Source organism: Bacillus sp. FSL E2-8868, assembly GCF_038005505.1.
GTDB classification, from domain to species: Bacteria; Bacillota; Bacilli; order Bacillales; family Bacillaceae_G; genus Bacillus_A; species Bacillus_A mycoides.
In genome coordinates this window covers 1,772,981-1,790,529 of sequence record NZ_JBBOTI010000001.1, presented here as the reverse complement: position 1 = coordinate 1,790,529, position 17,549 = coordinate 1,772,981, and the positions used below count along the sequence as shown (strand labels likewise).

Genomic DNA, 17,549 nt, shown 5'->3' with positions numbered 1-17,549 from the left:
TTTCTACATCAGGTGTTTTTGTAATGCTTCTTTAATTTCATTTAAATCTAGAATGTTTGTTAATCCAGCAACTGTGCGAGTACCATCTTCAAGGTTGCAAATGATATCTTTCGCACCTAAATATAGATCTGCTTGTTCTGATTTACTTGATGCTAAATCCGTATGAGAAACTTCAGCTTGCATACCAAGTTCAGTTAATATTTTCTTTACATTCATTTCTATAATAAAACTACTTCCTAATCCATTTCCACATACAACTAATACTTTTTTCATTTCAATCTCCCCTTTAATTAGAATATTTAGCTATCATTTCTAGCATTTTATCTTTTGAATTTGAATGCATTAACATTTCTATGTTCGTTGGTTCAGATAACATCTCACTTAATTGTGCCAATGCCTTCAAATGTGTCTCGTTATCTATAGCTGCTAATACAATAATTAAATTTACAGTATGCTCTTGTTTTTCTGAAAATAACACACCCTCTTTTAGTTGTAATAAACTCATCCCTAATTTTTTGACACCTGCTTCTGGACGAGCATGAGGTATAGCGATTTTAGGTGCAATTACAATATACGGGCCTAACTTCTTTACATTCGCAATCATTTCAGAAATATATTCTTCAGAAATATGTCCACTTTGTAATAAAGGTTCCGACGCAACACGAATTGCTTCCTCCCACGTCTCAACGTGATTCTCAAGCTCTATAAATTCTCTAGTTAATAGCTCGTTTAACATAGGCTTATATTTCTCCTCCTTATCAATATGTACCGGACCACTCATAAACTCTCTCAATTCATTTTTTAAAGATTTTTCATCTAAAATGTCTGTGTATTTTTGGATAATACCCATCATCATATCAACTGAATCATTTTGATTTTCGCCATATAAAGTTACATTAACTTTTCGTAGTAACGATGCTTTTTCGGAATCGGTCAAAATTGGATTTACCATAAAGATAGGAATTTTCCCCTTCTCCAGTTCAGTTGTAGTAATAATACAATCTACATCAAATGTATTTGATTCATATTCCCGCTTTGAAATGGCTTTTAAAATATCTACACTTGAAAACACTTGCTCTAATTGGTACTGCAACATACGTGATGTACCAATACCATTTGGACAAACAAGTAGCGCGGTTTTTCTTGGGCTGGGAACGATTCCCTCTTTCCTCATCCAAGCACCAAAGTGCATAGTAATATATGCCATTTCATCATCTGAAACTGTTTTTCCAACATATTCTTCAAAATAATGAATTACTTTTTTTGTAAGAGTATATACTTCTTCATAATTTTGCTGGATTGTATAAAGTAATGGATTTTCTATTTCAATCCCGTACTTTACACGATAATATGCCGGTTTCATATGCAGATATAGGTCTGAAGCAAGTCCTTTAAAATCTTGAAATATAACACAAGCATAATGTTGAAAATCCTTTATCATATATCCGACCATTGAATGTATTCCATCAATCTCACTTTTTTCAAAGTCTTTTTGTTGAGCATTTACTTTTGCTCCTAACAAATGAGTCGTAATATAATAAATTTCATCTATTGGAAAATCCACGAAAAATACTCTTTCAAACTGTTTTGCAATATATTTTGCTGCTTCAAATTGTTTTGTTTCTCTTAGTACATCCTTTTCAGCATCTTCCATCTCAACACATTTTCCATTTACAATACGATTGCGGAATAAATACATGTAAACGCTTAAACTTTCAAGTACCTCATCTGTGTACTGGACCCCTAAAAGCTCTTCACAATTTGATAAAATATTTTTTATTATAAGAAGTTCCTCGTGATCTTTATTACCTTTTACACTTTTATTATCATTCGTAATATATTTCACATGTGATATTAAATATTCCCATCCATGCTTTGAAATTATTTGTGAAAGATTTAAGATTAATATATTTCGTTTTCCATGTTCATTCCCTATAATATTGTAGCCATGTTTACGATTAAAGTTTAATGCGAGCTTAAACTTCACTAACTCTGCTTTTATTTTTTTTAAGTCAGCAAGAGCAGTATTACGACTGACTTGCACAAGTTCTATTAAGTCTTCTAATAGAATCCTTTTCTCCGTTGTTAGTATATAAAGAACCAGCAATATTTTTCGTTCATGTGGAGAATATTCATATTGGCTTGTTGTAAATCCATTTAACTTTTTTATCACTCTTTGCTTCGTTTCATTATCAAAACAGTAGCCTAAAGGGCGAATATATTCATATGAATTTAAATCCTCTGCAACTAACCAGTCTTCTATTTTCTTCATATCATAATAAATTGTTCGCTTTGAAACTTGTATGACTTCCATTAATTGAGATACAGAAACATAGCTATCTGCTTGAATAATTTGCTGTAAAATACTTATACTTCGATTATCTAATATCATATATGATATACACCCTTTCTATACTTGTTCTTAAATAGAATTGCAAGTATAGATACTAACTTTGCAAAATTAGAGTTTGAAATCGCTTTCTATTAATATCTTATCTTGTATCTCTTCTAAAATTAAGTCCAAATTCTTGTTTATGCACAGTGCAATGATTGTACTTTCATTTAAAAATTTTACTATATACATGCGGCATATGAAATTATACAATACGATTTTTTATTTTAAAGACAATTTGTCAATCTAAGTGCGACAGTTCTTCCTGAAACCCTTCATGGGCAGTTTTCTGTATGAAGTAAGTGATGTGATAACTTCTACTTTATACGAAGCGATATGGGCTTTTTTCTTTAGGTGTCGCACTTAATAATACAATGTGTCGATACATAAAATATTTTTAACTCATTACCCTCTGTACATGAAATAAATTTGATTTGCAATATAATCTGAACTAAAGTGAAGTCCATTCCTTATCCACCACATGATAATACCTACCAATGAAGCTGTTTTAATATCAACCGCAACATAATCATCAGGCAGATCCTTTTTCGTATTCTCTCTTCTCGTTTCTATTAACTCTTTTAAAAATAAAAATAGTTGCTCCTCAAATTGATTCATTTTAAATAATATAAATAAATAATTTCGATGGATATATAAATAATCAAGTAATTGTGTTAGCTTTTGTTTTTCTGATAAATCTTTTGCATGTATTAAATCAGCTATTTTATTTGAAAGTTCATTTGAAATCTCATTCGTGATTTGGTCTAGTAAATCTTGAATATCTTGATAATGTAAATAAAAGGTTGTTCGGTTTAATCCTGCTTTTGTTGCGACTTTTTGAACCGTTAAACTTGAAATACTAGGATTCTCACATAGGAGAGAAAAAACAGCATTTTTAAACATTTCTCTTGAACGAACTGTACGAGGATCTTCTTTTTTAGGTGTAGACATTTTGAAACTCCTTTATAGATTTTCTCTTTACTTACTCGACAGTGCATACCTTCAGTGCCGAGTAGTGAACATTTTCAACAAAACTGTTCATGGTCAAAGAAAATTTATTTTGTTACCATTAATTTTATCGACACAATGTCGATAAATCAAGACAACAATGAAGGAGTTTACCAATGCAAAAGGAAATATCAGAAAGAAATAAAAAAATTATATTAATTGTGCTCATTTCCGGTTGTTTTTTATCAACATTAAATCAGACGCTATTAAATGTAGCGATGAGTAATTTAATGGAAGTATTTGATGTTACAGCTGCAACCGTACAATGGCTATCAACAGGCTTTATGCTCATAAATGGCGTTCTAGTGCCAATTACTGCATTTTTAATGAAACGATTTACAACAAGGCAACTGTTTATTTGCTCGATGCTCTCTTTGTTTATCGGGACTGTTCTTTGTGCATGCGCCATGAATTTTGGCATTTTGTTAACAGGAAGAATGATTCAAGCAGTTGGAGCAGGAATTATTATGCCACTAATGATGACAGTTATTTTATATTTATACCCTAGTGAAAAACGTGGAAGTATTATGGGAACCATCGGTTTCGCCATAATTTTTGCGCCAGCCATCGCTCCAACATTATCTGGCTTTATTATTGAATATGTATCATGGAGATGGTTATTTATTGGATTCGCTCCATTTGTATTAATCGTTATTATTCTCGCGCTAAAATATTTAATGAATGTTGCTGAGACAACAAAAGCAAAATTAGATATCGTAAGTGTCATTTTATCAACGATTGGCTTTGGTTGTATTATATTCGGATTTAGTAGTGCAGGAAGTAAAGGATGGGATCATCCAGTTGTTATTACTACAATTATCATCGGAATAATTGTTACAACTCTATTCTGTTTACGTCAAATAAAGTCTAGCGATCCACTATTAAATTTATCCGTATTTAAGTATAAAATTTTCACTCTTACATCAGTCATTAACGTACTCATTACGATGATTATGTATGCTGATTTAATTCTTTTACCGATTTACTTGCAAAACGGACGAGGTTTTACTGCTTTTGAATCAGGTTTACTTCTATTACCTGGAGCTGTAATTAATGCATTCTTATCACCTATCACGGGTAAAATGTTTGATAAATATGGGGCAAAACCACTCTTTATTATAGGTTTAATATGTATCATTATATCGATGTGGGGTGTAATTGATTTGACCGAATCCACCACTTATATGTATTTAATGGTTCGTACCATTATTCTACGCATTGGACTAAGTTTCATTTCGATGCCTTTAAATACAGCAGGTTTAAACGCTTTACCAAGAGAACTCGGTTCACATGGTTCCGCAGTGAATAATACCGTACGTCAATTAGCAGGTGCTATAGGAACAGCAGTCATTATTACTGTGTATACAATTCAATCCACTTCACATACTTCACAGTTATCTAGTGAGAACGGAAGCATATCAGCTATGCAAGTAACAAAATTAGCTTCTATCTTCAGCTCAAGTGATGCCTACGTATTTATGTTAGTTTTATCCTTTGTAGCTTTGATTATTGCATGTTTTATGCCTAAAAAAGTAGCACTCCAAAAATCTGAAAGTAAATCTTAAAACAAAAAATCCTACTCGTTTTCTATACGAGTAGGATTTTTTATTATTTATTTCGTTTCCACGTCTTCAGTCGTCTTCACCTTCGTTTTATCTTTATCACGATTGTTATAGTTATATTTAGAAGGTTCTACCGGTGTAAATCCTTCTGGTGTGTAGAATCGTAATAAGTCACCGTTAACAACTTGGTCGGAGTATTTTAGTGATTTTTGAACCATTTGCTCATTTTGTTTTATTTCATCTGTAAATTCTACAGGTTTCCCAGTCGCTGTATCATAGTATTTGCCGTTAAGTGCAGTAACTGTAGGGCTTACGTAGTTACCGTTACGGAACGGAACGACTTGTTTATGCTCTGGTGATAATAAATCTGATCCGAATTGGACATAATTTTTCGTATCTGTACCTAGTAAGTGTAATAACGTTGGAAGAACGTCAATTTCTCCGCCGTATTGATGTTGTACGCCGCCTTCCATTCCTGGTACGCGAATGATTAATGGTACACGTTGTAATTGAGCATTTTCAAATGCGTTCATTTCTTTACCCATTATTTGAGACATTGCTGCACTATGATTATCTGAAATACCGTAATGATCACCGTACATAACGATAATTGAGTTATCGTATAGACCAGATTGTTTCAAGTAATCAATGAATCCTTTTACAGATTCATCTAAATAGCGTGCTGTTTGGAAGTACGTATCTACTGATGAATCACCTGTTTTAGCTGGTTCAATCGTTGCTTCCGCTTTATCAATCGGATAAGGGAAATGGTTCGATAACGTAATGAACTTCGTATAGAACGGTTGTTTCAACGTTTGTAATAACGGAATTGATTCATTAAAGAACGGTTTATCTTTTAAGCCATAGTTTACTACATCTTTTTCATTCATATCGTAGTATGACGCATCAAAGAATTTATTAAAACCAAATGATTTATAAACTTCATCACGGTTCCAGAATGTTTTGTAGTTACCGTGGAACACTGCTGATGTGTATCCTTGTTGTCCTAAAATAGCCGGTGCTGATTGATACGTGTTATGAGCTTTATTTGTAAAAACAGATCCTTGTGGTAATCCAAACATTGAGTTCTCTAACATGAACTCCGCATCAGATGTTTTCCCCTGCCCTGTTTGATGGAAGAAGTTATCAAAGTATAACGTATTCGCATCTTTTGTAAATGAGTTTAAGAATGGTGTAACCTCTTGACCATTTAGCTTGTAGTTTAGTAAAAAGTTTTGGAATGACTCTAAATGAATATAAATTACGTTCATTCCTTTTCCTTTACCGAAATACTCAGGGTTTGGACTTGCATAAGTTGATGAAAGATAGTTTCTAACTTCTGTCATATTATCTCCATCCGCTAATGCTCGTTCTGTTGATGCTTTCGCACTTTGAATACCATCATAAATCGTAAAGTTGTACGCCCCTAAATATTTCACGATATAATTGCGGTCAAATGTTCTTGTTAACAATTCAGGACGGTCAGATTCTGCCAGACCTAAGTTAACGCTAAATAATAAAATACCTGCTACAAATACTAGAGATAATTTATGCTTCGCAACACGGATTGGTTTAGGATTTACAAATTTTGTTGCGACTAAAACAATTAAAATGATTGTATCTAAGAAATATAGTGGATCATATAAGTGTAGCAATGCAAAAATACTACCACCTAAATCTCCAAAGTTATTCGATTGTGTTAATGTCGGGAACGTAATAAAGTCGCTGAAAAAGCGATAATATACTACGTTTGCGTATAAAAGTATAGACATTAGCAAATTAATAATAATTAACCAAATGTAAGCTCGTTTCCCTTTTGCGAATAGTGCGAGCCCTAAAAATAGAACCGCTGAGCTTAACGGGTTGAAAAACAGTAAGAACTTTTGGATTGTGTTCGATATCCCTAAATTAAATTCTGTCACATATGCGGCATATGTTTTTAACCAAAGTAAAATAACGGCAAATACGAAAAATCCAAAATGATTACTTAATACTCGTTTACTCTTCAATAAAAATTGTTGCATCTCTCCACCTCTTTTGATCATCCAAGGCTTATTTTATATAAGTCTGTCTCTCTATTCAATTTCTCTTCTTCAAATAGATTTTATTTGTTTAACTATATGAAGAATATTAGTAATTATAATTTGTAGCTTTTATTTATTCAACTATTTCTTTTTAAACATTTTGACCTTGGTTTCTATTTAACAAAATACATTTGTAACATTTCCTGTTTTCTCCCAAGGCTCATCCACTAATTATGACTCCACAAACTATAATCCTTTATTTCCTCATTTGCAAACTAACCTATCTCCAATTTTGGTACATTCATGTAAACTACCCAATTTCATAAAATAAAAAGTGTAGTTTGGGCAATTTGCTCAAACTACACTTTTTCGACTACCGTTTATCATCCTTTGTAGCTATTCCCTCTTCTTTTAACCAATTCTTTCAGTCCCATGAATATTACATTCCAACCATGCTCAGAGCCAGCATGACACCCCTTTAAAGCTTTTTCAATATCATATTTTGTCCAATCTTCTTCATGAGCAACGATTATATTTTGTGAAAATATCATTTTAAATCTTTGTTGTTTCTCTTTTATTTCAACTGTGATTTTATCTAATAATTCACTAAACTGCGGCGTTTTTAATGTAAATACTAATTTTTTTAGGACGATTCATTTCGATATATTCCCCAATTGCTCGATAATCTTTTCCGCCACGATGATCAATAATTTCCCAACTCCCTCCTACTTCAGGAGTATTTCCCGTTACTTTATCCGTCCCTTCCAATGTAAAAAACCATTTCTTCATCATTTCAGGGTTTATCCACGCTTCAAAAATTTCTTACCATCGCTAATGTTATTTTTGAATAATTATTCATTTTAATCCTCCCCCCACTTTATATTAAAACGAATATTTGTTTACTTAAAAAACCCCCGCTCTCATAAAAGAAAGCGAGGGTTTTAATCATTTATTATTGACCTTTGTACATTGCATCAACTTGTTTTTGAAGTTCTTGACTTTCTAAGAACTCATCATACGTTGCTACCTTATCAACTACACCGTTTGGCGTTACTTCGATAATACGGTTTGCAATTGTTTGTACGAACTGATGGTCATGAGAAGTGAATAGTAATGTTCCTTTAAATGTGATTAATCCGTTGTTTAATGCTGTAATAGACTCAAGGTCTAAATGGTTCGTCGGATCATCAAGTGTTAATACGTTTGCACCGCTTAACATCATTTTAGATAACATACAGCGAACTTTTTCTCCTCCAGATAAAACAGAAACGTTTTTCTTTACTTCTTCACCAGAGAATAGCATACGGCCTAAGAAACCACGTAAGAAACTTTCTGATTCATCTTGTGGAGAGAACTGACGTAACCAATCAATTAAAGTGTAATCACTGTTCTCGAAGTACTCAGAGTTATCTCTTGGGAAATGAGCTTGAGATGTTGTTACACCCCATTTGAATGAACCGCTATCTGGCTCCATTTCACCCATAAGAATTTTAAATAATGTTGTCATCGCAATATCGTTACGTCCGATAAATGCAACTTTATCACCTTTATTTAAAGTGAAGTTCACATTATCTAATATTTTTTCGCCATCAATCGTTTTCGAAATACCTTCAACTGTTAATAGGTCATTTCCTACTTCACGTTCTGGTGTGAAACCAACGAACGGATAACGACGTGATGATGGTCTAATATCATCTAATGTAATTTTATCTAACAATTTTTTACGAGAAGTTGCCTGTTTCGCTTTAGATGCATTTGAGCTAAAGCGTGCAATAAAGTTTTGTAACTCTTTTACTTTTTCTTCTTTTTTCTTGTTAGAATCTTGCGTTAGTTTTAATGCTAATTGGCTTGATTCATACCAGAAGTCATAGTTACCAACGTATAATTGAATTTTACCGAAATCAAGGTCAGCCATGTGCGTACATACTTTATTTAAGAAGTGACGGTCATGGGATACAACGATAACTGTATTTTCAAAGTTCATTAAGAAGTTTTCTAACCATTGAATCGCTTTTAAGTCCAAATGGTTGGTAGGCTCATCTAGTAATAGAATGTCAGGTTGACCGAATAAAGCTTGAGCAAGTAATACTTTTACTTTCTCTGCCCCTGTTAATTCAGACATCTTTTTATCATGAATATCTTCACCAATACCTAATCCTTTTAGAAGGATTGCAGCTTCTGACTCAGCTTCCCAACCGTTTAGCTCAGCGAACTCACCTTCAAGTTCTGCAGCACGCATGCCATCTTCATCACTAAAGTCTTCTTTCATGTAAATTGCATTTTTCTCTTGCATTACTTTATAAAGACGTGTGTGACCCATCATTACTGTTTCTAGTGCAGGGAATTCTTCATATTCGAAGTGATTCTGTTTTAATACTGCTAGACGCTCACCTGGCGTAATATGTATGTCACCTGTTGATTGGTCAATTTCTCCAGATAAAATCTTTAGAAATGTTGATTTACCAGCACCGTTTGCTCCAATTAAACCGTAGCAATTACCTGGCGTGAATTTTATGTTAACATCTTCAAATAATTTGCGATCCGCGAAACGCAAACTAACGTTACTTACTGTAATCATTTGTGTCCTCCTACTAATACCTAGGGTTTCTCAACCCTTCTCCAATTTTAACAGAAATCCGTAATTTACGATTCCTTTATTTTCATCTGTAAACAATTCTACTAGAACATGCTTATCATTACAACTTATAATTATGATATAAGTTGTTTTATTACTTTTTTTAAAGAATTATTTAAAAATCTCCTCTAAAATCCATTAATAATTTAAGACGCTAAACACCAGCAATATAATCACAAGAATTGCTACCATTAAAGTATTTAACAACGTAATTTCTCGGCGACGTTTCCTATTGCATACAAAAAAGAGATGGAAACCCCGTAGGATCTCCGTCAAGTTGCGTTATTTATTTCATACGTTTCTTATACGCTTCGTTAAACAGTCCAACCGATCCCGCGGCCCGTTACGTTTAGGCCTTCGTTTTCTGCTTGTATCAATTCGAATACACTGTCGGGGATTAACTCGGCTAATGGCTGACCAATCGCACTAGAAACGTCATTTTATATAACAATAGCGTGCTCGTGTAACATACACCACCTAATGTGTAGATATGGTATAATTTTCTTGTGAAAATATTATAGGAGAAGAAGGGATGGTATGGTACAAATAAAAGTAACACCTGAACGTCTAGAGCAAGTAGCCAAGACGGTAAAGGGCGTACGGTACACCTTAGAACAGATACATAACGGTTTATATAATCAAACAGAACACATAGCTGCAAACTGGACAGGGGCAACTAGCCAACATTTCTATCAAATGTTTAACGAGGCAAAGCCGAAAATGTTCACTGTTTTAACGGAATTCGATAAAATAGCTGACGAACTAGAAAGAGCTGCGGAAAAATTCCGCACAGCAGATGCTGAATACGACGGCAATCTAGTTGAAGATGAGATTGTAGCTAATGCCGCTTCTTCAGAAAATAACAACACATCACCTAGTGCATCTTCTTCGAAAAAAGGGGACGAAAGTTTAGAGAAAGTTACTAGAGACCTAGCGGGCGAGTTATCGGGTGAATATGATGTACGACGCGTTATAGAAGGTGTTGACCCCGACACTGGCGAAAAACTTTCGTGGTGGGAACGCACTGGTGCTGGTGTCATGGTTTTTGCGGGGCTTACTCCTGTTGGTAAGGGAATAAAAGTCGTTAAAGGTGCCAAAAAAGTTTCCAATGCAATAGATGCAGCAGCCACACTAGAAAAACAACGGAAAACTTTAAAAGCTAATAGCTTAGCAGGTAAAGAATACGAAACAAAAATGTTCGAGGTTATAAAACACCAAAAACCTAAATCTGAATTGAATGAACAAATAACCGTACAAACAAAATCGGGCGTACGCACTCGTATAGATATAGGAGGCAAGGACGCAAATGGTAAGATTGACTTAGTGGAGTTAAAATCGTCACCTACTGCACCCCTTACTAAAAATCAGAAAAAAGCCTTCCCCGAAATTGCGGAATCAGGTGCAATTGTTAAAAGTAGGAACAAACCACCATTTGAACATTTAGAAGAGATTCCACCAACGAAAATAAATGTAATAAGAAAAGAAGAATAAGGAGGCTTTTATATGGCATTACATGATACGGATCAAGTCGATTTAGTTTTAATAGACGAGGATAATAAAGATAATGTGTACTTAACAATCTTTGATGCTTTAGAGTGGAATAAAAGCGAAGAACTTGACGATGAGCACATTTTACTTCTACAAGACAAAATCAATACATATTTAGGATTCATTGAAAGTGATGAAATCCATGAAAAAGTTCCCAGTACAATAGGAAGAACACAATTCATTATACAAGTGTATTCGCAGAATGAACCTAGTTTTTATGGGAAAAAGTTTTATAACATTGTAAGTGAACAATTAGGAGAATCTGGATATGGATTTGAGTTCCACCATAAACCTATTGATTCTTTAAGTTAAATAAGAGGAACAGGGCGCATTGATATGATCCCCTTATAGTAGACAGGAAAAAGAAAGCACATTAACCTGTTTACTATGGAGGGGATTTTTTCATGGGAAAAATTAGAGTCACTTACGATGTAGAATTTAAGAAACAAGCTATAGATTTATACTTAAAAGAAGGCATGAGCTATAAAACCATTGCGAAAGAATTAGGTATTCATCACTCGGTTGTAAGTCGTTGGGTGAAACACTTTGAAGCTGAAGGAATCAAAGGACTAGAAGAAAAACGCGGTAAAGCGAAAGGACCAGGTTTAGGTAGACCAAGGGTTAGACCCGAAGATCCTGAAGCTAAGATCAGACGATTAGAAGCGGAAAATGAAATGTTAAAAAAGCTCTTAGGGATGTAAAAGGAGGAATGAAAGTCGTATCCAAAATAAAAAAATTCGAAGTCATCCATGAAATGACAAAAACAGGTTATACAGTGACCATTCTATGCGATATTGCTGGTGTAACCAGAAGTGGATACTACAAATGGCTAAAACGGCATACGACGCCTTCTAAAAAACAATCAGAGGATATCGAAATTAAGAAAAAGATATTGGAGTGTCATAAAAAATTAAGAGGAATTTATGGATATAGAAGAATACAAGTGTGGCTGAAAGCCACATATAACCTTCATTTGAACCATAAGCACATCCAAAGATTGATGAGTGAACTAGGTATCAAAGCCGTAATTAGGAAAAAACGACCTTATTACGGAAAAAAAGAAGCTTATGTGATTTCAGAGAACCATCTAAATAGGGAGTTTCAGGCTTCAAAACCGAATGAGAAATGGGTAACCGATATTACCTATTTGATTTTCAATGGACAGCGCTTGTACTTATCCGCTATTAAGGATTTATACAATAATGAAATTGTTGCCTATGAAACCAGTCGTAGAAACGACTTAAAGCTTGTGTTAGATACGCTTAAAAAGGCAAAGAAAAAACGAAATGTGAAGGGAATCCTCTTACATAGTGATCAAGGATCCCAGTATACATCTCGTCAATATAATCAATTACTTAAAAAATATCAGATGAAGGCAAGTATGTCTCGAAGAGGCAACTGTTGGGATAATGCTTGTATGGAAAACTTCTTCAGTCACTTTAAGGCAGAGTGTTTTCATTTATACTCCTTCCGTAAAGCGAATGAGGTCAAACTTGCCGTGCGTAAATATATGCACTTTTATAATCATCAAAGATTTCAAAAGAAATTAAATAACCTGAGTCCATATAAATATAGAACTCAGGTTGCTTAGTTGCGCTTTTTAAATACTGTCTACTTGACAGGGGTCACTGCACATAAATGGCGCTCTTTTTTTTATTCGCGAAAGAAGTGCGTACACAACTGCTAGACATCGAAGAAAAGGCGCATGCAAATGTTAAAGCAATGGATATTAACGAAGAAATGCGCATAAAAAAGAGGCAATGCCATTACACATCGCCCCTCTCACGCTATCACTTATTACTATTATTATTACCTATTATCGTTATACTCTCTTATCTCGACAGCGTAACGCCGTTTCCGTAAGCTGTGCGGCTATGACAGATAAGGCGAATAGTGCCGAAAATAATTGTATGTAAAAGTTACCCGATACATTCAGCAGCCACAATGCGAATAAAGCCAGCGTAAGTAATATAATAGACGGTTTCCGCCCCTTCTTAATCTTAATTCGAAGCATGTAAACCCCTCTCTTTCCTCAGTATCCCTAATTAATTACATCCATATAAAATGAAAAGCGCTAGGGTGGTTAATCCTGCGCCTTTCTGTATAACGGCTATTGCCGTCCTGTGGTGATTTATATTATCGGCATGGCTGCGTATATCTTGCGCCAGTGGTGAGCCGATTGCTTTACAATTAATATTATATAGGTCTATATTTTTCCGCACAACACGAATGCACGTTCTAATAAATACACATTTTTACAAATGCGCGCTCCTGATCTTTCTTGTAAAAACTATACGCCACACTATGCTGCCTCCTGTTTAAGCTCCGCCGTAATTATTTCCCTTCCTTTGTGTCCCTGTATGCGTTGCGGTGTACAAAACGCCGTCCTTATATGTTACACTCACCGTTGCCGCAGGTGCGTTATACGTGTACCCTAATACCTCGATGTTTCCACCCGTTTCTACATCCCTCATTTGAATTTTTACCGCTCGTTCTGCGTTTCTGTCTAGTGTCTGCGCTACCTCCTTCGGATTCATTCCGATTTTCAGCGCATTAAATGAGCCTATGTGTACCGCGTATCATACGAAGCGCCATACAGTCGTTACATACGTCTAACCCTTCGATATAATCGACCACACTTCGCATATATCTACATTCGGGGCAACGTCTAATACTTACCGAAATCCCTTCACATTCTAGCGTAACTATATCGCCACCAATTAGTAAAATGTTTCGTGCCTTTTCTTCGGCTTTCTTTAGTTCTACCGTCGTAAGCCGTCGGAATCCATTAGCAACCAATCTATTATTTTCAAATCCATTAGCACACGCGTTACAAATTCCCTTACGCCCACCTATTCCGCTCCTAGACTCTTCAAATTCTTCTAGTACTTTCAGCGCATTACATTTCCTACAGTATTTAGCCTTGTAGTATACGCCATCGACTTCTATTGTTGTTAGACCTTTTTTATGTACCATTCTAAACGCACCCCTATACGAATCGTCTCTGTTTTTCCTCAATCCGAATAGCCATATCAAAAAGTTCGCGCGCCCGATCTTTAGAAACGTTATGCGCTAATAGCTCTAATAATCCGCTAAACTCTTCGTAAGTCATTGCATAATATCCCGTATCATTCGTAGTTTTTCTCATAGCGAGGTGTACGCTGCTCTCGTCGATATTAAGCGCCATTACAATACGTTGTGGCGTTGTTTCCTTCGCTACATGGAAAGACCCGCCGTCACATACGTGTGTTTCTACTAGACTACGTGAGATATCTGCGGCAAAGCCTGTAGTTTCCGCTAATTTATCGAATATGGATTTCCCTAGTAATAACGCATTTGATTTTCTACACCCGCTTGTAATATCATTTTTAAATTCGTCAGTATGTGTAATTGTGTTTGTATTTGTCAGGTTTTCCGCCTCCCGCTGTAGGCATGTCTCCCCCAACAATTAATCAATCTCTGCGTTCCTCTAAATCTTTAATATTATAGCTTATTACAGGTGACTCCTTCCCCTCTGATTCACGCCACCCTCACCAAACACGTTGATTATATCTATCCTTTTTTGTTCCCATTTCTTGTTATGCTTCGACATACCTACAGTCCTATTACCTTTAGATTCTGTTTTGGGGTAGCACTAACAAAACGAAATTTTTTGGTATTACCCCTTTTTAAACTCTGCAACAGAACCCAAAATATCAATCGGTATATTCTATGTTACACTCTATTAATCCAATAATCCCAACATATCTAAAAAGAGAAATGCTGGTATCATTGTAATGATATATATGAGAATTTTACAAATAAAATGAATCTTAATACCTAACTTATCTGGAAGAAACCATATCGACAATCCCAAAAATATACGCCCTATAGCTAAATATAATTGAGGCAAAAGATCATTATCTATTTTTACCTCAATATACTTTTTACCAGATTCAAACAATACACTATATACAATCAGTATAATAAAATAAGAAACAAACACTTTTACGTAATTTCCCCATTTATTTTCTCTCAACTTACAAACTCTCCTTTTACCTTCTTGCTTCGTAGTTATACAACCAAATCCATTCTATCTATTGCGTCCAGTTCTTCACCTACTAGCTGCAATACCTTGCACTTTCTTCCTCTCTCACTGCAATAATAACGCACACTCTGGTATATATATGTCTTCGCTCTTCCATCGAAGCTCCCCTTCTCTATATCAAAAGACCTTACTGTGTACTCTACCTTTCGATAACAGTTGTCTATAAAGTGCGCTTCGTTATTATTATATTTCGCTAGCCCTTCTATTAGCGGCATATAGTGCGCTTTAATATCCCACATTCTCGCTGTATTCGTTTTAGCTTCGATTGCTGCTGTATTAAGTTCTTCGCTTCTCATATTTCTTCCCCTTGTGATGTACTTGTGTTTACCTACGCCTTTCCACAACTCTTCGTCAGTGGCTAATAATTCCACCTTTCTGCTTGACTTTGGTTGACGCATTTACTAGCAGATGGAGGAAGGTCTAGGAAACGTGGCGCAGGCTTCACCCCTACTCGCAAAAATGTAAGCTATCAATGCGAATAAGAGGTAAAGCACAGTACTAGCGTCAGTCGTTGGCTGAGGTTGCCGAGTATGCCCCTTCCGACTTTAAACTTTCGTCTATATCGTCTTTCTACATTGCAGCATGTCCCACAATGCGATATCTAACGATACACCCTGTTCCCATAAGAACAACATGCGTCCACCCCTTACCGTTTATGCCCGTAACCAGCTAGACCTACACACGCATGGAAGGGTTATGCGTTGAATTGTATAGCGCTAGTGTTTGCAGCGGTCTAGCTCCCCTTTTACGTTTTTATAGCGGTACGGCTTCCGCTTTTTGACTTACCGCATCAATACCTAAAAAAGACATTACTAAAGACGCCTTGCAATCTTCGAATTTTTTCGATAGAATGCAAAGTAGATGGTCGAACTGATACGGCTTGTCCGTTATTTAGTTTCGATGTGTATAGTTTTGAGTCTCCAGTTGGCGCTGGGGACTTTTTTCTGTTTAATTAATCGCTTAATTTCCTTAATGGACTGTATTTTTTATGTAACTCTGTTATATCGTCAAACATAAAATGCGTGTATCTCCTTGTCATCGTAATATCGCTATGACCCATTATTTGTTGTAGTGAAAATAAATCTCCACCGTTCCTTAAATATATGGATGCAAATGTATGTCTAAAAATATGAGGACTACACCTAGATTGAATGTTTGCTAATTTGGCATACTTATAAATCATTTGTCTTAATCCACTATTTGTTAAAGCATTTCCAGATATTCCACAAAACAATCTTTTTGTATACACCTCCCCCCTTATCAGTAACCATCGCTTTAGTGCGTTTTTGGTATTATCTGTAATCGTCACTTTTCTTTGATGATAAGTTTTAGTATGTTTCACTAATAATAAATCTTGTTCCCATACTACATCTAATACACTAAGATTCAATATTTCATTTTGCCTTAATCCTGTCTCTATTAAAACTAATAAAATGGCATAATCTCTAATACCATTCCAGGTCTTTTTATCTACCTTAGAAAGTAAAGTTTTAAGCTGTTTTGGCGTAAGAACTTCAACCTCTTTTGTACGAGTTTTTAATTTTTTAATATCTTTTATTGGATTTATGGGGATGTGTTTGTTCTCAAATAGAAATTTAAAAAATGTTTTATTTGCCCTTATTACAATGTTGATTGTTGATGGCTGCAAATTTCTTTTTACTTTACAGAATACAATAGCATCCTCTATATGTTCTTTCGTTACCTCGTATGGCTTAATTCCAACAGGTAATGACCTTAAAAGTGATTTCAATTGGGCTTGATAGTGAAATAAAGTCGCTTCCCTCAATCCTTTTAAAATGCCCGCTTTGTGAAAAAGTTCAAAAGCCTCCTCCCAACTCTCGATATATTCCTCAGCTGCTTCCAATTCTCCGAGAACATCTAATTCTTCCATAGACAATCTGAAATTTCTTTTCGTTTTACTTTTTTTAACCATTAAAAAACCCCCAGTTTACGATTCAATAAAGCAGAACCGCAAACTAGGGGTTGTTATAACTGGTTTTATATAGGTTTTATAGAGGAGTCAAATAATTTGCGATCTGCGAAACGCAAACTAACGTTACTTACTGTAATCATTTGTGTCCTCCTACTAATACCGCTTATTTCAGCGTTTTCTCACCGATTGTCTTAAAAAATCGCATATTACGACTCAATTATTGTAGACTATAGCTATTATATAGTAGAAGCTGGATGAATAGCAACGGTTGATTAGCTTTCTACAACGAAATCGAATAGTTTTTATCCATTCCCCTAGCTATTTTTTGTATATCATCGACCTCTTTCTAATATCCCTATT

At 35.0% G+C, this 17,549-nt stretch carries 18 protein-coding genes; 6 read left to right on the top strand and 12 right to left on the bottom strand.

Annotated features, from left to right (window positions below; all coding sequences use genetic code 11):
- Nucleotides 1-3: 3 nt before the first annotated feature.
- The 3 genes from NSS74_RS09290 to NSS74_RS09280 form a co-directional block, all read right to left on the bottom strand.
- Nucleotides 4-273, bottom strand: a complete 270-nt coding sequence (locus NSS74_RS09290) for a PTS sugar transporter subunit IIB (RefSeq protein WP_000757313.1) — start codon at nt 271-273, stop codon at nt 4-6.
- 13 nt (nt 274-286) lie between these two features.
- The gene (locus tag NSS74_RS09285) at nt 287-2,392 is read right to left on the bottom strand and encodes a BglG family transcription antiterminator (protein WP_002136886.1); all 2,106 of its coding nucleotides are present in this window, start codon (nt 2,390-2,392) and stop codon (nt 287-289) included.
- A 405-nt stretch (nt 2,393-2,797) separates the two neighbouring features.
- Nucleotides 2,798-3,343: a TetR/AcrR family transcriptional regulator gene (locus tag NSS74_RS09280; protein WP_002127851.1), complete on the bottom strand. Its 546-nt coding sequence runs from the start codon at nt 3,341-3,343 to the stop codon at nt 2,798-2,800.
- Between the two features lie 173 nt (nt 3,344-3,516).
- Between NSS74_RS09280 and NSS74_RS09275 the strand changes: the two genes are divergently transcribed.
- Nucleotides 3,517-4,965: a DHA2 family efflux MFS transporter permease subunit gene (locus NSS74_RS09275; RefSeq protein WP_002142223.1), complete on the top strand. Its 1,449-nt coding sequence runs from the start codon at nt 3,517-3,519 to the stop codon at nt 4,963-4,965.
- Between the two features lie 47 nt (nt 4,966-5,012).
- On the opposite strand, the gene NSS74_RS09270 is transcribed toward NSS74_RS09275, so the two are convergent.
- The 3 genes from NSS74_RS09270 to NSS74_RS09260 all read right to left on the bottom strand — a co-directional run bounded on the left by NSS74_RS09270 (nt 5,013) and on the right by NSS74_RS09260 (nt 9,564).
- Nucleotides 5,013-6,986: an LTA synthase family protein gene (locus NSS74_RS09270; RefSeq protein WP_002142225.1), complete on the bottom strand. Its 1,974-nt coding sequence runs from the start codon at nt 6,984-6,986 to the stop codon at nt 5,013-5,015.
- A 606-nt stretch (nt 6,987-7,592) separates the two neighbouring features.
- Nucleotides 7,593-7,778, bottom strand: coding sequence for an SRPBCC domain-containing protein (locus NSS74_RS09265; RefSeq protein ID WP_002142226.1), 186 nt, complete (start codon nt 7,776-7,778; stop codon nt 7,593-7,595).
- 160 nt (nt 7,779-7,938) lie between these two features.
- Nucleotides 7,939-9,564: an ABC-F family ATP-binding cassette domain-containing protein gene (locus NSS74_RS09260; protein ID WP_002032778.1), complete on the bottom strand. Its 1,626-nt coding sequence runs from the start codon at nt 9,562-9,564 to the stop codon at nt 7,939-7,941.
- 594 nt (nt 9,565-10,158) lie between these two features.
- On the opposite strand from NSS74_RS09260, the gene NSS74_RS09255 reads away from it, so the two are divergent.
- The 5 genes from NSS74_RS09255 (at nt 10,159) to NSS74_RS09235 (ending at nt 13,032) form a co-directional block, all read left to right on the top strand.
- Complete coding sequence (locus NSS74_RS09255) at nt 10,159-11,112, top strand: WXG100 family type VII secretion target (RefSeq protein WP_002142228.1); 954 nt, start codon at nt 10,159-10,161, stop codon at nt 11,110-11,112.
- Between the two features lie 12 nt (nt 11,113-11,124).
- A complete protein-coding gene (locus NSS74_RS09250; RefSeq protein WP_002142229.1) occupies nt 11,125-11,481 on the top strand; it encodes a DUF6572 domain-containing protein in 357 nt (118 codons plus the stop codon).
- Nucleotides 11,482-11,573: 92 nt separating this feature from the next.
- Nucleotides 11,574-11,870, top strand: coding sequence for a transposase (locus NSS74_RS09245; RefSeq protein ID WP_002135468.1), 297 nt, complete (start codon nt 11,574-11,576; stop codon nt 11,868-11,870).
- A gap of 8 nt (nt 11,871-11,878) precedes the next feature.
- Complete coding sequence (locus NSS74_RS09240; protein ID WP_002140633.1) at nt 11,879-12,760, top strand: IS3 family transposase; 882 nt, start codon at nt 11,879-11,881, stop codon at nt 12,758-12,760.
- A 47-nt stretch (nt 12,761-12,807) separates the two neighbouring features.
- Nucleotides 12,808-13,032 carry a hypothetical protein gene (locus NSS74_RS09235; protein ID WP_002142230.1) on the top strand — a complete coding sequence of 75 codons (225 nt, stop codon included), beginning with the start codon at nt 12,808-12,810 and terminating at the stop codon, nt 13,030-13,032.
- Between the two features lie 455 nt (nt 13,033-13,487).
- Here NSS74_RS09235 and NSS74_RS09230 read toward each other — a convergent pair whose 3' ends face one another.
- The 6 genes from NSS74_RS09230 to NSS74_RS09205 all read right to left on the bottom strand — a co-directional run bounded on the left by NSS74_RS09230 (nt 13,488) and on the right by NSS74_RS09205 (nt 17,189).
- A complete protein-coding gene (locus NSS74_RS09230; RefSeq protein WP_002142232.1) occupies nt 13,488-13,706 on the bottom strand; it encodes a hypothetical protein in 219 nt (72 codons plus the stop codon).
- Between the two features lie 16 nt (nt 13,707-13,722).
- On the bottom strand, nt 13,723-14,145 hold the full coding sequence (locus tag NSS74_RS09225; RefSeq protein WP_002142233.1) for a hypothetical protein: 423 nt from the start codon (nt 14,143-14,145) through the stop codon (nt 13,723-13,725).
- A 13-nt stretch (nt 14,146-14,158) separates the two neighbouring features.
- Nucleotides 14,159-14,617 (bottom strand): hypothetical protein, encoded by a 459-nt coding sequence (locus NSS74_RS09220; RefSeq protein ID WP_002142234.1) that lies wholly within the window; start codon nt 14,615-14,617, stop codon nt 14,159-14,161.
- 276 nt (nt 14,618-14,893) lie between these two features.
- Nucleotides 14,894-15,187, bottom strand: a complete 294-nt coding sequence (locus NSS74_RS09215) for a hypothetical protein (protein ID WP_002142235.1) — start codon at nt 15,185-15,187, stop codon at nt 14,894-14,896.
- A 35-nt stretch (nt 15,188-15,222) separates the two neighbouring features.
- A complete protein-coding gene (locus NSS74_RS09210; protein WP_002142236.1) occupies nt 15,223-15,552 on the bottom strand; it encodes a hypothetical protein in 330 nt (109 codons plus the stop codon).
- A gap of 656 nt (nt 15,553-16,208) precedes the next feature.
- Nucleotides 16,209-17,189, bottom strand: a complete 981-nt coding sequence (locus NSS74_RS09205; protein ID WP_002142237.1) for a tyrosine-type recombinase/integrase — start codon at nt 17,187-17,189, stop codon at nt 16,209-16,211.
- Nucleotides 17,190-17,549: the final 360 nt, after the last annotated feature.